This window comes from Streptomyces sp. PKU-EA00015 (assembly GCF_013387495.1).
In the GTDB taxonomy this organism is placed as follows: Bacteria; Actinomycetota; Actinomycetes; order Streptomycetales; family Streptomycetaceae; genus Streptomyces.
On record NZ_JABZEE010000102.1, the window covers coordinates 1 to 15,660 of the forward strand.

General features: G+C 71.4%; 14 protein-coding genes. 6 read left to right on the forward strand and 8 right to left on the reverse strand.

Going from position 1 to position 15,660, the window contains the following annotated elements:
* Positions 1 to 119: 119 nt before the first annotated feature.
* The 5 genes from HW130_RS34705 to ehuB form a co-directional block, all read right to left on the reverse strand.
* On the reverse strand, positions 120 to 878 hold the full coding sequence (locus HW130_RS34705) for an IclR family transcriptional regulator C-terminal domain-containing protein (protein WP_177153749.1): 759 nt from the start codon (positions 876 to 878) through the stop codon (positions 120 to 122).
* A gap of 166 nt (positions 879 to 1,044) precedes the next feature.
* A complete protein-coding gene (gene ehuA, locus HW130_RS34710; RefSeq protein ID WP_177153750.1) occupies positions 1,045 to 1,809 on the reverse strand; it encodes an ectoine/hydroxyectoine ABC transporter ATP-binding protein EhuA in 765 nt (254 codons plus the stop codon).
* Positions 1,799 to 2,449 (reverse strand): ectoine/hydroxyectoine ABC transporter permease subunit EhuD, encoded by a 651-nt coding sequence (gene ehuD, locus HW130_RS34715; RefSeq protein ID WP_177153751.1) that lies wholly within the window; start codon positions 2,447 to 2,449, stop codon positions 1,799 to 1,801. The genes ehuA and ehuD overlap by 11 nt, the downstream gene beginning before the upstream one ends.
* Complete coding sequence (gene ehuC / locus HW130_RS34720) at positions 2,446 to 3,186, reverse strand: ectoine/hydroxyectoine ABC transporter permease subunit EhuC (protein ID WP_177153752.1); 741 nt, start codon at positions 3,184 to 3,186, stop codon at positions 2,446 to 2,448. Before ehuC ends, ehuD begins: the two co-directional genes overlap by 4 nt.
* Positions 3,183 to 4,040 (reverse strand): ectoine/hydroxyectoine ABC transporter substrate-binding protein EhuB, encoded by an 858-nt coding sequence (gene ehuB / locus HW130_RS34725; protein WP_177153753.1) that lies wholly within the window; start codon positions 4,038 to 4,040, stop codon positions 3,183 to 3,185. The genes ehuC and ehuB overlap by 4 nt, the downstream gene beginning before the upstream one ends.
* Positions 4,041 to 4,109: 69 nt before the next feature.
* Between ehuB and HW130_RS34730 the strand changes: the two genes are divergently transcribed.
* Positions 4,110 to 4,598: a DUF3830 family protein gene (locus HW130_RS34730; protein ID WP_177153754.1), complete on the forward strand. Its 489-nt coding sequence runs from the start codon at positions 4,110 to 4,112 to the stop codon at positions 4,596 to 4,598.
* A gap of 20 nt (positions 4,599 to 4,618) precedes the next feature.
* Here HW130_RS34730 and HW130_RS34735 read toward each other — a convergent pair whose 3' ends face one another.
* Both HW130_RS34735 and HW130_RS34740 read right to left on the reverse strand, forming a co-directional pair.
* Positions 4,619 to 6,025 carry an amidase gene (locus HW130_RS34735; RefSeq protein ID WP_177153755.1) on the reverse strand — a complete coding sequence of 469 codons (1,407 nt, stop codon included), beginning with the start codon at positions 6,023 to 6,025 and terminating at the stop codon, positions 4,619 to 4,621.
* Positions 6,006 to 6,968, reverse strand: coding sequence for a D-2-hydroxyacid dehydrogenase (locus HW130_RS34740; protein WP_177153756.1), 963 nt, complete (start codon positions 6,966 to 6,968; stop codon positions 6,006 to 6,008). Before HW130_RS34740 ends, HW130_RS34735 begins: the two co-directional genes overlap by 20 nt.
* A gap of 98 nt (positions 6,969 to 7,066) precedes the next feature.
* Here HW130_RS34740 and HW130_RS34745 point away from each other — a divergent pair, with 98 nt between their 5' ends.
* The 4 genes from HW130_RS34745 (at position 7,067) to HW130_RS34760 (ending at position 11,651) form a co-directional block, all read left to right on the forward strand.
* Positions 7,067 to 7,846: an aspartate/glutamate racemase family protein gene (locus tag HW130_RS34745; RefSeq protein WP_177153757.1), complete on the forward strand. Its 780-nt coding sequence runs from the start codon at positions 7,067 to 7,069 to the stop codon at positions 7,844 to 7,846.
* A complete protein-coding gene (locus tag HW130_RS34750; RefSeq protein WP_177153758.1) occupies positions 7,843 to 8,562 on the forward strand; it encodes an aspartate/glutamate racemase family protein in 720 nt (239 codons plus the stop codon). The genes HW130_RS34745 and HW130_RS34750 overlap by 4 nt, the downstream gene beginning before the upstream one ends.
* A gap of 92 nt (positions 8,563 to 8,654) precedes the next feature.
* The gene (locus HW130_RS34755; RefSeq protein ID WP_177153759.1) at positions 8,655 to 9,743 is read left to right on the forward strand and encodes an LLM class flavin-dependent oxidoreductase; all 1,089 of its coding nucleotides are present in this window, start codon (positions 8,655 to 8,657) and stop codon (positions 9,741 to 9,743) included.
* 225 nt (positions 9,744 to 9,968) lie between these two features.
* Entirely contained in the window at positions 9,969 to 11,651 is a 1,683-nt protein-coding gene (locus tag HW130_RS34760; RefSeq protein ID WP_177153760.1) for a glycosyl hydrolase family 18 protein, read from the forward strand.
* 370 nt (positions 11,652 to 12,021) lie between these two features.
* Here the strand turns inward: HW130_RS34760 and HW130_RS34765 are convergent, their stop codons facing one another.
* The gene (locus HW130_RS34765; RefSeq protein ID WP_177153761.1) at positions 12,022 to 13,851 is read right to left on the reverse strand and encodes an EAL domain-containing protein; all 1,830 of its coding nucleotides are present in this window, start codon (positions 13,849 to 13,851) and stop codon (positions 12,022 to 12,024) included.
* Positions 13,852 to 14,239: 388 nt separating this feature from the next.
* Between HW130_RS34765 and HW130_RS34770 the strand changes: the two genes are divergently transcribed.
* Positions 14,240 to 15,538, forward strand: coding sequence for a M6 family metalloprotease domain-containing protein (locus HW130_RS34770; RefSeq protein ID WP_177153762.1), 1,299 nt, complete (start codon positions 14,240 to 14,242; stop codon positions 15,536 to 15,538).
* Positions 15,539 to 15,660 lie beyond the last annotated feature (122 nt).

Below are 15,660 nucleotides of genomic sequence, written 5' to 3' on the forward strand. Positions count from 1 at the left end.
CTCTAACCAACTGAGCTAGCGGCGCCTCTTTGCCTGCCGCTCGGAGCGGCTGACTCATTAATAGTACCTGGTCCCGAGGGGTGCTCCCGACCACCTGGGACCGGAGGCGGGTCGCGGCCCTATATCGCCAGCGAGAGCACCACCGGGGCGGCCCTGCGGTTGAGCGTGTACGCCGCCGAGCGCAGCCGGTGGGCGTGCTCGATGGGCAGGGAGAGCGCCAGGCAGCCCACGGCCGAGCCCGCCGTCAGAGGCACCGCGGCGCAGACCGTGCCCACCGCGTACTCCTGCAGGTCGAGGACGGGGACCGTCGGCGGCTGGGCGTCCAGCTTCGAGAAGAGCAGCCGCTCGCTGGTGATCGTCCGCGAGGTCAGGCGCGCGATCTTGTGGCGCGAGAGGTGGTCACGGCGGCCGTTCACGTCGAGCTGGGTCAGCAGGCACTTGCCGACCGCGCTGGCGTGGGCGGCCGAGCGGAAGTCCACCCACTCGTTCACCTTCGGCGTGCGCGGGCCGTCGGCGAACTGGGTGATCTTGACCTCGCCGTCGATGTAGCGGCTGATGTAGACGGCGGCGCCCACCGAGTCGCGCAGCTCGGTCAGGGTCTCCTGGAGCTTGGCCTCCAGGGCCTCCTTGCGGGTGGCGCCGGAGCCGAGCAGGACCAGGGAGTCGCCGATCACGTACGCGCCGTCGGCGACCTGCTCCACGTATCCCTCGCGGCGGAGCATGGCGAGCATGGGAGCGAGATGACCGGCGGGCAGGCCGGTCTCGCGTGCGATCTGGACGTCGGTGACACCGCCACCGTGCTTGGAGACCGTCTCCAGGACGCGCAAGACGTATTGCACCGAGTGGAACGGCGCGGTCGGCTCGGGCTTCAGCGCCACGGTTTCCCCCTAGCAGGTTGTGACCGCAAGCTTCCGTACCACGATACCGGCCAAGAGCCGTTTCGGAGTGGCCTGTTGGCGTAAATGCCGGGCGCCCCAGCAGCCTGTGCTGGGGCGCACCACCTTGGCATATGCCAGAGTCACGCCTTACCGGCAGAGCGAGTGGTCAGAGCACCGCTCCGAGGAATTCGCGCGTGCGTTCGTGCTCCGGATCGGAGAAGATTTTTTCCGGCGGACCGGACTCGATGACCTTGCCGGAGTCGAACATCAGGACATCGTCAGAGATGTCCCGGGCGAAGTTCATCTCGTGCGTGACGCACACCATCGTGATGTCCGTCGTGCGCGCGATGTCCCGCAGGAGATCCAGCACGCCCGCCACGAGCTCGGGGTCGAGTGCCGAGGTCACCTCGTCCAGCAGCAGCACCTGCGGCCGCATCGCCAGCGCCCTGGCGATCGCCACCCGCTGCTGCTGGCCGCCCGACAGCTGCGTCGGCTTCGCGTCGGCGCGGTCGCCGAGCCCCACCAGGTCCAGCAGCTCCCGGGCCCGGGCCTCGGCCTCGTCCTTGGACAGGCCGAGCACCCGCACCGGCGCCTCGGTGATGTTGCGCAGCACGGTCATGTTCGGGAACAGGTTGAACTGCTGGAAGACCATGCCGATCTTCTTGCGCGCCTCGCGGCGCTCCTTCTCGGCGGCCGGGAACAGCCGGCTGCCGTTCACCTGGATCGTGCCCTCGTCGGGCGTCTCCAGCGTCATCAGCAGCCGCAGGATCGTCGTCTTCCCGGAGCCGGACGGGCCGATCAGGGTGACGTGCCTGCCGGACCGCACCGAGAAGCAGAGATCGTCGAGGACCGTGCTGTCGCCGAATCTCTTGGTGACGTTCTCGAACCGGATCAGTTCGTCGGGCGTGGTGGCGTTGGTGTCAGCGGACAAGACGGCGCTCCAGGGCTCGTACGAGAAGAGATGCCGGATAGGCGATGAGGACGAAGGCGAGACCGATCACGGTCAGCGGCTCGGTGTACTGGAACGTCGAGGCGCTCTCCAGCCGCGACTGCTGGAGCATCTCCAGCACGCCGATGGCGGCGAGCAGCGGAGTGTCCTTGAGCATCGCGATCACGTAGTTGCCGAGCGCCGGGGTGATCCGGCGGACCGCCTGCGGCAGGATCACCGCGAACCAGGTGCGGTGGGCGGGCAGGCTCAGGGCCGTCGCCGCCTCCCACTGCCCGGGCGGCACGGCGTCGATACCGGCCCGGTAGACCTGCGCGGTGTACGTCGAGTAGTGCAGTCCGATCGCGATCGTGCCGGTGGTCAGGGCGGAGAACTGGATCCCCCACTCCGGCAGCACGAAGTACAGGAAGAACAGCTGCACCAGCAGCGGGGTCGTGCGGACGAACTCGGTGACGAGATTCACCGGCCACCGCACGAAGCGGTTCGGCGCCCGGAAGGCGATGGCCCACACGAGGCCGAGCGTGAACGAGATCAGCGAGCCGAGCACCAGCACCTGCAGGGTGACCAGCACACCGTCCCAGAAGCGTGGCATGAAGTCCGCGACCGCGGACCAGTCCCAGGTCACTTCGCCGCACCCCCCGTCACGGTGGCGCCGGCGGTCTCGGCCCCGGCACGCCCGGAGAGCATGCCGCCCAGCAGGCCGGGCTCCGTCTCGATGCCGATGTTCCGCTTCGTCCTGCGTTCCAGGGCCTTCATGGACCGGGTCACCGCGAGCGCGAGCAGGAAGTAGATCACCAGGCTGATCGTGTAGATCTGCGCGCTCTCCTGGGTGGCGAGCCGCACCAGATACGCGGCGAACGACACGTCGCCCACCCCGAGCAGCGACACCAGGGCGGTGCCCTTGAGCAGCTCGATCAGCAGGTTGCAGAACGGCGGGATCATCTCGGGCACCGCCTGCGGCAGCAGGATCAGCCGCATCCGCTCCCAGGGCGTGAGGCTGAGCGCGACCCCCGCCTCGCGCTGCGCCTTGGGCACCGCGTTCAGCGCGCCGCGCACGATCTCGGCGCCGTACGCGCCGTACGACAGGCCGAGCGCCAGCACCGCGGCCCACATGGGCACCAGCTGCCAGCCCATGAGCGGCGGCACCACGAAGAACAGCCAGAACATCAGCACCAGCGCCGACGTCCCGCGGAAGATCTCGGTGTACGCGCCCGCCAGGAAACGGACGGTGCGCGAGCGGTGCGTGCGGGCCGTGCCGACGCCGAAGGCCACGACCGCGGCGAGCACGGTGCTGTAGACCAGGAGTTGAACGGTGATCCAGATACCGGGGAGCACCCAGTTCTGCCAGAGTCCGGCTGTCATTTCTCGCACAGCTCCTCGGCAGTCAGGGTGGTCATCTCGCTCTCCGTGAAGCCGAACGGCTTCAGGATGCGCAAGAGTTCACCGCTCTTCTTCATCTTGTGGATCTCGACGTTGAACGCGTCGCGCAGGTCGGTGTCGGTGGGGCGGAAGGCGAAACCGCCGCCGTCGATCTGCTTCTTGCCGTCCACGACGGCGGCGAACGGCTCGGTGGCCTCCGCCCGGGTGCTCTTGCGGACCACCTCGCGGGCGGTGAGCGCGGTGCCGGCGAAGACGTCGACGCGGCCGGACTCGACGGCGTTCAGCCCGGCCACCTGATCCTGAAGGATCACGATCTCCTTCTCGGGTATGCCGGCCGCGACCGCGTACCCGATCTCCGCGTAGCCCGTACCGGTCGCGAGCCTCGCCTTGGCCCGCACCACGTCCTCGTACGTCCGCAGGTTCTTCGGATTGCCCTTGCGCACGATGAACGAGTCGAGCATCTGGTACTCGGGGTCGGCGAAGACGACCTGCGCGCACCGTTCCTTGTTGATGTACATCCCGGCCGAAACCACATCGAACTGCTGGGAGTTGAGCCCGGGTATGAGGGAGGCGAAGTCGGTGGCGACCGGCTGCACCCGGTCGATGCCGAGCCGCTTGAAGATGACCCGGGCGAGCTCGGGCGCTTCGCCCGTGAACTCGCCCTGGTCGTCCACATAGCCGTACGGCACCTCCCCGGCGATGCCGAGGCGCACCGTGCCCTGGGACTTCAGGCGGGCCAGCGCGTCGCCGGACGGCACCCGGCCGCAGCCCGCGGCGCCGACGGCGGTGAGCGCGCCCGCCGCCGCGGTGCCGAGCAGCAGGGAGCGTCTGCTCATCGATCGTGGTTGTCTTCTACGAGCCATGGGCGCGCGGCTACCCGGGGCGCTCACGGGTATGCGTAGGAAATGGCCGACCGATACCTGACCGTTGCCCTGGACCGGCGCGGAGTGCGGTGCACCGCCCGGCTCCTGACCGACAAGGCCCCGCTGACCTGCGCGGCGGTGTGGGACGCGCTTCCGCTGTCCGCGGACGTGTACCACGCGAAGTATGCGCGCAATGAGATCTATGCCCTTTTCCCGGCCTTCGCGCCCCAGGAACCGCCGCTGGAGAACCCGACGGTGACTCCGATCCCCGGCGACCTGTGCTACTTCACCTTCACCGACGTGCAACTGGGCACGTCGTCGTACGGCTACGAGAGCCGCGCCGCCCCCGTGACGGTGGACCTGGCCCTGTTCTACGAGCGCAACAACCTGCTGCTGAACGGGGACACGGGGTGGGTGCCGGGGATCGTGTGGGGCACGGTGGTGGAGGGCCTGGAGGAGATGGCCTCGGCCTGCCAGGACCTCTGGCGCACGGGCGCGTCGGGGGAGACGCTGAGCTTCCGGCGCGCCTGACGCCCCGGGGGGCGCTGCCCCTACCCCAGCGCCCCCGGCCCCGGGACCCCTGCCGCGCCCGACTCGTACAACGCGTGGGCCACCCGCAGCACCAGGCCGTCCGCGTACCGCGGGCCCACCAGCTGCGTGCCGATCGGCAGCCCCTCCGCGTCCAGCCCGCACGGCACCGTCGCCGCGGGCTGCTGCGTCATGTTGAACGGGTACGTGAAGGGCGTCCACCCCGTCCACCGCCGGTGGCCCGACCCCGGCGGGACCTCCACGCCGGCCTCGAACGCCGTCAGCGGCAGCGTCGGCGTGACCAGCAGGTCGTACGCCGTGTGGAACCGCGCCATCCGCCGGCCCAGGTCCGCCCGTACGTCCACCGCCGCCAGGTACTCCAGCGCGCTGCGCCGCGCGCCGATGTCGCAGATCTCCCGCAGGCCCGGGTCCAGCTGCTCCCGCTGCCGGGGCCCGAGGTGCTGCACCAGCCGGGCCGCGCCGGTGAACCACAGGGTGTGGAACGCCTCGACCGGGTCCGTGATGTCCGGATCGGTCTCCTCGACGTACGCGCCCAGGTCGGCCAGCGCCGTGACCGTCCGCCGCACCGCCGACGCGACCGCGGGGCGGACCGCGACCTGACCGCCGAGAGTGGGGGAGTACGCGATCCGCAGGCCCTTCACCCCCTCGCCGAGCCCGTGCCGCACCTCGCGTGCCGGCCCCAGATGGGACCAGTCCCGCCAGTCCTCGCCGCTCATCACGTCGAGCATGAGCGCCGCGTCCGCCGCGTCCCTGGTCATCGGCCCGATATGGGACAGGCTGCCGAAGGGGCTCGTCGGATACACCGGCACGCGCCCGTACGTCGGCTTCAGCCCGAAGATCCCGCAGAAGGACGCCGGGATGCGGACCGACCCGCCCCCGTCCGTGCCGACCGACAGCGGGCCCGCGCCGAGCGCCACCGCCGCCGCGCCGCCCCCGCTGGAGCCGCCCGCGGTGCGCGAGGGGTTGTACGGGTTGCGCGTCACGCCGTGCCGCGGCGAGTCCGTGACCCCCTTCCAGCCGAACTCGGGCGTCGTCGTCCTCGCGAGGAACACCGCGCCGTGCTCCCGCAGCCGTGCGACCGACGGGGCGTCCTCGTCCCAGGCCCGGTCCGCCCGCACGGTCAGGGAACCGCGCAGCGTGGGCACACCGCGCTGGAGGACGAGGTCCTTCACGGTGACGGGCACCCCGTCGAGCAGCCCCTGCGGCTCTCCCCGGCGCCAGCGTTCCGCCGACGCCTCGGCCGCGGCGAGTGCCGCGTCGGCGTCGGTCCGGACGAACGCGTTGACCAGCGGCTGCACGCTCTCGACGCGTTCCAGCGCCGCGCGGGTCGCGTCGACGGGGGAGAAGTCGCCCTGTGCGTAGCCGGCCAGCAGTTGACGAGCGGTGAGGTCAGTCAGGCGAGTGGTCATGCATGGGGACGTACCCACGTTTCTTGTCGACCACGTTCGGCAGGGGCTCTCCGGCCGCCCACAGCTCGTACATCCCGACGAACTGCTCGCTCAGCCGGTCCCGCCAGCCGACCGTGTCACCGCTCATGTGCGGGGAGACGATCAGCCCCGGAGCGTCCCACACAGGGCTGTCCGGCGCGAGCGGCTCGGACTCGAAGACATCGAGGGCCGCGCCGGCGATCCATCGCTTGTGCAGGGCGTCGAGGAGGTCGGCCTCGACGACGAGCGGTCCCCGGCCGACGTTGACGAAGCGGGTCGAGGGCTGCATCAGGCCGAAGCGGCGCGCGTCGAACATCCCCGCGGTCGCCTGCGTGAGCGGCGCCGCGCAGACCACCCAGTCGGCGCGGGCGAGCAGCGGGTCGAGGTCCTGCTCGCCGTGGATGCCGGGGCGGGCCTGACGGCCCACGACCGCCGTGGTGGCGCCGAGGGCCCGCAGGGCGCCGGCGACCGCCCGCCCGATGGGCCCGGCGCCGACCACCACGGCGCGGCTGCCCGCGACCGCGAGGCCCTCCCGGTGCCGCCACTCGTGGCGGCGCTGGAGCTCCAGCGTCACCGGCAGGTCCTTCGCCATCGCCAGGACGAGCGCCGCCACGTACTCGGCAATAGGCTGCTCGAAGATGCCGCGCGCATTGGTCACCACGGTGTCGGACACGGCAAGTTCCGGACAAAGGACGCGGTCGACGCCGGCACTCGGCGTGTGCACCCACCGGGGCCGGGGACCTTCGCCGGGCCAGGCCAGACGGACCGCGTCCGAGGCGAAGTCCCACACCAACAGGACGTCCGCCTCGGGGAGTCGGGCCGCGAGCGTCTCCTCGTCGGCGTACTCCACCCGCACCTTGCCGGTCAGGCGGCCGAGGCGCGGCGGGGGGTCCGCGTTCAGCACGAGCAGAGTGGGTTCGGCCATCGGTCGCAGACCACCTCGTCACGTCGTACATGTACGGATTGACCCACGCTCGCACCGGAACCTACCGTCGTCAACAAGACGCCAAGGGGGCTGAGCGCATGGATGTCGTCTCCTTTCTCGCCGGGCCGCAACCGCAGCACGGCATCGGTGTGGTGGCACCCTTCGACTTCGCTCTGGACCGGGAGCTGTGGCGCTGGGTCCCCGACGACGTCTCGCTGCGTCTGACGCGCACCCCCTTCGTGCCCGTCGGGGTCTCCCTGGACCTGGCGCGGCTGGTGAGCGAGCACGAGACGCTGCGGGACGCGGTGCGGGCGCTGGGCGCCTCCGAGCCGGAGGTCGTCGCCTACGCGTGCGCATCGGGCAGTTTTGTCGGCGGCCTCGCCGGGGAACGCGCTCTGTGCGAGGTGATGCGCACGGCCGGCGACGTGCCGGCCCTGACGACGTCCGGCGCGCTCCTCGACGCGCTCGGCGAGCTGGGGGCCCGTCGGATCGCGCTGCTGACGCCCTACACGGAATCGGTCACCCGGTCATTGGAGGACTATCTGGCGGAAGCGGGAGTGACGGTGGTGGGCCGGGCCTTCCTCGGGCTGACCCGGCACATCTGGAAAGTGCCGTACCGCGCGGTGGTCGACATGGCACGGGAGGTGTCGGTGGAGGGCGCCGACGCGCTGTTCATCAGCTGCACGAACCTGCCGACGTACGACGTGATCCCGCAACTGGAGGCCGAGCTGAGGGTGCCGGTGGTCTCCGCCAACCAGGTCACGATGTGGTCGGCCCTGCGCGCCGTCGGCGCCTCGGCGGTCGGCCCCTATCAGGCTCTGCTGATGGACGCCACGGCGGCGACGGCGGAGCCGGAAGGACAGGAGGGCGTGACATGACGACGGTGGGCCTGCTCTACCCCGGGCATGCGGCCGAGGACGACTACCCCCGTATCGAGACGCTGCTGACCGGTGTCAACCTGCCGGTCGTCCACACCGACATCGGCGAGGACGCGCACCGCGAGGACGCTCTGCGCGAGATGGGCTCGGCCGAGCGGCTGGCGGCCGGCGTGGAGGAGCTGAGGCTGTCGGGCGCCGAGTCGGTGGTGTGGGCCTGCACCAGTGGTTCGTTCGTGTACGGGTGGGAGGGGGCCCATGAGCAGACCCGGGCCCTGGCGCTGGCGGCCGGGCTCCCGGCCTCCAGTACGTCGTTCGCGTTCGCCCACGCCGCACGGGAGGTCGGGGCCACGCGGGTGGCGATCGCCGCGACGTATCCCCAGGACGTGACGGACCTGTTCGCCCGCTTCCTCGAGGCGGCGGGGCTCGAGGTGGTGGCCGCGCGGGCGAGCGGGATCGTGACGGCGGCCGAGGTGTCGACCTGGGGGCGCGAGCAGGTGCTGGAGCTGCTGCGGAAGGGGGACGACCCGAGGGCCGACGCCGTCCTGCTGCCTGACACCGCCCTGCACACGGTGGCCCACCTGCCGGAGCTGGAGGAGGTGACAGGCAGGCCCGTGCTCACGGCGAACCAGGTGACGGTGTGGGAGGGGCTGAGGCTGGCGGAGCGCAGGGGCGCCTGGTCGGACGAGCTGGGCAGGCTGTTCGCCCGCAAGGACTGACCGCCCGGTTCACGGGTCTGCCGGGAATAAAACGGAGATGGCCTCCTGTTGTGGGTCGGGATACGTACGACTCATCCAGGAGGGCCCCACCCGTGAACGCAGTGGACGAGATCCGAGGCACGGCGGCCGGCACCGCCCCCGTCCCCCTGTCCGTGCTCGACCTGGTCACGGTCGGCAGCGGCCGCACGGCCTCCGACGCGCTGCGCACCAGTGTGGCCATCGCCCGCCTCGCCGAGAGCCGCGGCTACCACCGGCACTGGGTCGCCGAGCACCACTCCATGCCCGGCGTCGCCTCGTCCTCCCCGGCCGTGATCCTCGCCCACCTCGCCGCCCACACCGAGCGCATCCGCCTCGGCTCCGGCGGCGTGATGCTGCCCAACCACGCCCCGCTGGTCATCGCCGAGCAGTTCGGCACCCTGGAGGCGCTGGCGCCGGGCCGCGTCGACCTCGGCCTCGGCCGCGCGCCGGGCACGGACGGCGCGACGGCGGCGGCCCTGCGCCGTTCCGACACCCTCCACGAGGGCGCCGACGACTTCCCGCAGCAGCTCGCCGAGCTGATCCGGTTCCTCGACGACGACTTCCCGGACGGGCACCCGTACGCGCGCATCCACGCCGTGCCCGGACCGGTGCAGGCCACCGCGCCCGGCGGCGTCCAGTCCCCGGCCCGCCCGCCGGTCTGGCTGCTGGGCTCCTCCGGGTTCAGCGCCCGGCTCGCCGGGGCGCTCGGGCTGCCGTTCGCCTTCGCCCACCACTTCTCCGCGCAGAACACGCTCCCCGCCCTGGAGCTGTACCGGGAGAGCTTCCGGCCCTCTGCCGTGCTGGACGCCCCTTACGCCCTGATCGGCGTCTCGGCCCTCGCGGCGGACGACGAGCGGGAGGCCCGTCGCCAGGTGCTGACCGGAGCGCTGTCGATGGTGCGGCTGCGCACCGGCCGGCCCGGGCTGATCCCGACGCCGAAGGAGGCGGAGGAGTACGCGTTCAGCCCGATGGAGCGGGAGTTCGTCGACAGCTGGCTGGCGAATATCGTCCACGGCACGCCGGACGCGGTGCGGGCGGGGCTGGACGACCTCCAGAAGCGCACCGGGGCGGACGAGTTGATGATCACGGCCAACGCGCACGGCGGTGATGTGCGCCTGCGCAGCTACGAGTTGATCGCGGACGCGTACGGTCTGCCCGCCTGAGTGGTTCGCCGGTGAACCTCTCCCGCGTGGCTCATTAAGGAGGACTTAAACCGCTCGTCACCCCGTGTGGCGAGCGGTTTTTCGCAACAGGCGCAGGCCTGGGACGAGGGGATTCGGGCCGAAATTGGTCTAGTCCTCGTTTGGTGCAGACCATTGACGCGGTGCTCCGGGGGCCGTTATCACTGCTCCGACTCCCGTACCACGCACCCCCCTCGGAGGCCGCACGTGCCCGTCCGCAAGCCCTTGCTCGCCGCGCTCACCGGTGTGGTGCTCGCCGCCGGCGCGCTGACCGCCGTCGGCGGCCCCGACACCGCCCAGGCGGCCGACGCCGCGCCCGCCGCCTCCGCCGGCGGCGTCAAGATCGCGTACTACGACCAGTGGAGCGTGTACGGCAACGCCTTCTACCCCAAGCACCTGGACACCCGGGGCATCGCGGGCGAACTCGACGTCCTGAACTACTCGTTCGGCAACATCCACCCCACCGACCACACCTGCTTCATGGCGAACAAGGCGGCGGGGGACGACGCAAACCCCAACGCCGGTGACGGCGCGGGCGATTCGTACGCCGACTACCAGCGCAGCTTCAGTGCGGCCGACAGCGTCGACGGCGTCGCGGACACGTGGGACCAGCCGATCGTCGGCGTGTTCAACCAGTTCAAGGAGCTGAAGGCGAAGTACCCGAAGCTGAAGATCAACATCTCGCTGGGCGGCTGGACCTACTCCAAGTACTTCCACGACGCGGCGAAGACGGACGCGAGCCGCAAGAAGCTGGTGTCCTCCTGCATCAAGCAGTACATCGCCGGTGACCTGCCGGTCGAGGGCGGCTACGGCGGTCCCGGCACCGCCGCGGGCATCTTCGACGGCATCGACATCGACTGGGAGTACCCGGGCTCGCCCGACGGCCACCTCGGCAACCACCACGGCCCCGAGGACAAGCAGAACTTCACGCTGCTGCTGGCCGAGTTCCGCAAGCAGCTCGACGCGTACGGCGCGGCGCACGGCGGCAAGAAGTACCTGCTGACCGCGGCGCTCCCGGCGGGCCAGGACAAGATCAAGCACATCGAGACCGAAAAGATCGGCGCGTACCTCGACTACGCGAACATCATGACGTACGACATGCACGGCGCCTGGGACGGCGACGGGCCCGCGTACCACCAGTCACCGCTGTACTCCCCGGCGTCCGACCCGACCGACCCGATCGAGCCGGGCACCCAGAAGTACTCGATCGCGGGCGCCATCGACTCCTGGATCGACGGGAACGCGGCGTACGGCATCACCGGCGGCTTCCCCGCGGGCAAGCTGACGCTCGGCTACGAGTTCTACTACCGCGGCTGGAAGGGCGTCCCGGCCGGCACGAAGAACGGTCTCGGCGGCAGCGCGACCGGCGCCTCCGCCGCCCGTCCCGTCAGCCAGCAGGCGGGAATCGCGCACTACAAGGAGCTCGGCGGCATCGTCGACAACCCGGCGACCACCTTCTGGGACGACGAGGCGAAGGCGGCGTACTTCTACAAGGACGGCGAGTTCTTCACCGGACTGGACCGGCGGGCGATCCAGGCACGGGCCGACTACGCCCACAGCCGGGGCCTGGCGGGCGCGATGATGTACTCGCTGCTCGGACTGGACGCGAACGCCACGCTGTTCAAGGACATCGTGGCGGCGGTCGGCGCCTCCCCGACGGGCCCGACCCCGACCCCGACTCCCACCCCGACGCCGACGGACCCTACGCCTTCCCCGTCGGACCCGGGCCCCGGCTGCACGGCCCCGGCCTGGTCCGCGACCGAGACCTACACCGGCACCACGGAGGTCTCCCACGAGGGGCACACGTGGCGGGCGAAGTGGTGGACGAAGGGCGAGGAGCCGGGCACGACGGGCGAGTGGGGGGTCTGGCAGGACCTGGGCGCCTGCTGACGGACGAGGGCGGGGTGGTTCCCCACCCCACCCCGCCCTCTCCCCCTGCGGCCTGTCGGCCGTGGGGGGATCCCCCTTTCCGCAGCCGGGGCCCGGCCCGGCGCGTACCGCGCTCCGCGCGGTGTCCCGTTGGGGGTTCCTGTGGGTCCCGTGGTCCTGCGCCCTGGCGGGCGCGGGCGCGGGCTTCGCGCTTCGGCCCCGGGTTCCGTTCGAGGCTCCGCCCGGCCCCTTCCCGCGCCCGCGTGCGTGCGTGCGTGGATCTTCAGTACCTCGATCGCCGACCTGTTCGGGGGACCCCCACCCTTGGCCGCCAGGGCGTAGGGGAGATCGAGGACACCGCGCGGCGGCCCGGCCACCCGGCGGCGTCCCCTCAGCCGGACGCCCCCGCAGGCTCCGCGCGCGTACCCGTGCCGAGCATCTCCGCGATCCGCTCGGGCGCCACCGCCCGCGAGTACAGCCAGCCCTGCCCCGTGTCGCAGCCGATGCGCCGCAGCCGGGACGCCTGTCCCGAGGTCTCCACGCACTCGGCGGTGACCGTGAGCCCCAGCCGGTGGGCGAGTTCGACCAGTGCCTCGACGATCGTCTCGTCCGCCGGGTTCGCGTGGGCCTCGTCCTGGAACCCACGGACAAACGTTCCGTCGAGTTTCAGTGCGGACACCGGAAGCCGGCTCAGGTACGCGAGGTTCGAGTAGCCGGTCCCGAAGTCGTCGATCGCGATCTGGACGCCCATCTCGCTGAGCGCCTTCAGCGCCTGGAGCGGCCGGCCCGCCGAGCCCATCACCGCCGACTCCGTGAGCTCCAACTGGAGCAGATGCGGCGGCAGTCCCGTCTCGGCCAGGATCTCCGCGACATCCGCCACCAGGTCGGAGTCCCACACCTGCCGTACGGCGACGTTGACGCTCACGAACAGCGGTTCCACGCCGGGGTGGTCGAGCTGCCAGCGGCGCGCCTGGCGGCACGCGGTGCGCAGCACCCACCGCCCGAGCTGCACGATCGAGCCGTCCTCCTCGGCGATGGCGACGAACCGATTCGGCGTCAGGGTGCCGAACTGCGGGTGGTTCCAGCGCACCAGCGCCTCCACTCCGCGCGTCACCCCGTCCGCGAGTCCCACCAGCGGCTGGTACTCCAGCGCGAACTCGCCGCGTTCCACGGCCGGGCGGAGCGTGGAGGAGAGCGCCTGGCGCGTCATCCGGTGCGCGTTGCGCTCGGGGTCGAAGAGGGTCCAGCGGGCCCGGCCGTCCTCCTTGGCCCAGTACAGCGTCGTGTCCGCGGCCTGCATCAGCCCGGTGGCGCTCGTGCCGGTCACCGCGCGCTCCACGACGCCGATGGAGGCCGACACCGACAGACGCCGGCCGGCCAGGTCGAACGGCTGCTGGAGCGCCGCCAGTACGGCCCGTGCGAGATCGGCGAGCTGCTCCGTGCCCGTGGAGTCCTCGACCAGGATGGCGAACTCGTCCCCTCCCAGCCGGGCGACGAGGTGGCCGCAGCCGCGCGCCCCGCTGTTGTCGGCGCACTCGATCAGGCGGGCGGCCACGGCGGCCAGCAGCCGGTCGCCGACCCGGTGCCCGAGCGTGTCGTTGACGGCCTTGAACCCGTCGAGGTCCAGGTAGCACAGCCCGATCCGGCCGGTGGAACCGTGGTCGTACGGTGAGGACTCCAGCGCGGCGGTGAGCCGTTCGAAGAACAGCGTCCGGTTGGGCAGCCGGGTCACGGGGTCGTGCAGCTGCAGATGGCGCAGCCGTGCGTGCAGCTCGCGCCGGTCGCTGATGTCGGCGACGGACAGGAGCACGTCGCCGGTTCCGGAGACGGGCGCGACGGTGACCTCGGCCCAAAGGGCCCGCCCGTCGGAGTGCTTGAGCCGCCGGGTGCAGCGGAACCGCGAGCGCCGGCCGCGCAGCACCTCGCGGTAGGCGTGCCAGGTGCGGGCGTCGGAGGCGAGGTCGATGAGGTCGGCGGCGTACTGGGCGCGCAGTTCGGCGGGACGGGTGCCGAACAGGGCCGCGAACGCCTCGTTGGCCCCGACGACGAGTCCTTCGTGGTCGACGACGGTCATGGCGAGCTGTGCGGCGTTGAAGGCGGCACGGTAGTCGCACAGCTCGGCGGAGCTCCGGCCCACACCATTACGCTCGGTGACGGACTCTCGGACGCTTCCGGGGACTGCGACGCCCGCGGGCCCTTGTCCCTCGGAGGTTCCGCTCACCGCTCACTCCCGCATGCAGTGTGTCGTACAGGGTCGTGCAAATGTGGTCGGGGGCTGGCCGCCCGAGACATTCACCGAAGAAATCCCGCAAGGACTCGGGGAAAGTGTGCCGATCATAGAGGCTGGCGCGGCGGCCGTTCCAGCGTCACCGACCCGGCGCGGGCCCCCGCACACCGCGGCCGATCGTTTCTGCGCGGGTGGCGACCGGTGTCGGAACCAACCTGACCGGATGTGACGTTCCGTGAACCTTCGGAGTGTCGCCGCATCTCGGGTCGGCATCGGGCCGGTGTCGGGTCGGTCACCCGAGTGGGGCACCGGAACAGGGCAAACCTCCGTAAAACATCACAAGGTGGGTGAGGCATCCAGCATTCCCGAGCCGGAGGTCCACGTGGAGGGTCAGCAGTCGCCCGAGGGAACACCCGGGAGAGTGGAAGGGGCGCGCCTGCGCAGTGTTGCCGCGGCGCTCACCTCTCTCGTGGCGTTCACGGCAACGTCCCTCGTGGCCGGGCCCGCCGTGGCCTCCTCCTCCGCCGGTCCCTGCGCCCTGCCCCGCACGCAGGCCCACCACTCCCTCGGCCTCGACTCCTGGAACTCCGCCTATCCGCAGCCCGCCGACCGGCTCGACGCCGTCATGATCTTCCTGTCGTTCCCGGACTCCGTCCCGCTGAACAGACCGCAGGAGCTCGCCGCCGACCACTTCCCCGCCACCAGCGACTTCTTCCGGCGCGCCTCGTACGGCAAGTTCTTGCTGCGCGCGCACCCGCAGAAGGAGTGGGTGCGCATGCCGAAGGCGTCCGTCGTCTACGACATAAGGCGTGACTGGGACCCCGAGCGGCGCGCCGCCTATCTTCAGGACGCGATCGACGCGGCCGACGACGACGTCGACTTCTCGCGCTACGACGTGGTCTACCTGGTCGCGGACCCGGACGCCCCCGGGGTCGACTCCGACGCCACCAAGGTCGTCAACTTCGACCGGCCGCTGTCCGCGGACGGCGCCGAGATCCGGCGGGTCGTCACCGTCTTCGAACGCCATCCCCCGGACCGCAACGTCCTGGCCCACGAGACCGGGCACGTCTTCGACCTGCCCGACCTCTACCACCGGCCCGAGGACGGCGGCTACGGCGACTGGGACACCCACGTCGGCGACTGGGACGTCATGGGCAGCCAGTTCGGCCTCGCGCCCGACCTGTTCGGCTGGCACAAGTGGAAGCTCGGCTGGCTCGGCCGGGCGGAGGTCCGGTGCGTGAACGGCGCGGACGAGGCGCCCGCCTCGGCCGGGCCGCCGGGCGGCCCTGAGATCGTCACCCTGGAACCGCTCGCCGCCGCGCCCGTGCGCGGCGGCAGCGTTGGTACGCGGCTCGCGGTGGTGCGCACCGGGCACAACAGCGTGCTCGCGATCGAGGCGCGCAGCGCCACGGGCAACGACGAGCTCACCTGCACCGAGGGGGTGCTCCTCTACCGGGTGCGGGGGGAGGCCGCGTCCGGAGACGGGCCGATCGAGGTGGTCGACACGCACCCGGAGACCGAGGCGTGCGGCGACGAGTCGGTCTATCCGCCGCTGGCGGACGCACCGCTGCGGGTGGGCGAGACGTTCACGGTGCCCGGCCCGCCGGGCGGGCGGACCCGGGTGGAGGTGGCGGACCGTACGGCCACCGGAGCGTGGACGGTCAAGATCACGACTGCGTGACGGCGCGTGCGGGTGGTCTGCGCGGCGTGTTGTGGGCGGTCTGCGCGGACGGATACGAAAAAGCCCCTCGCTCTCGCGAGGGGCTTTTCCCGTCTGTGCGCCGCCAGGGACTCGAACCCCGG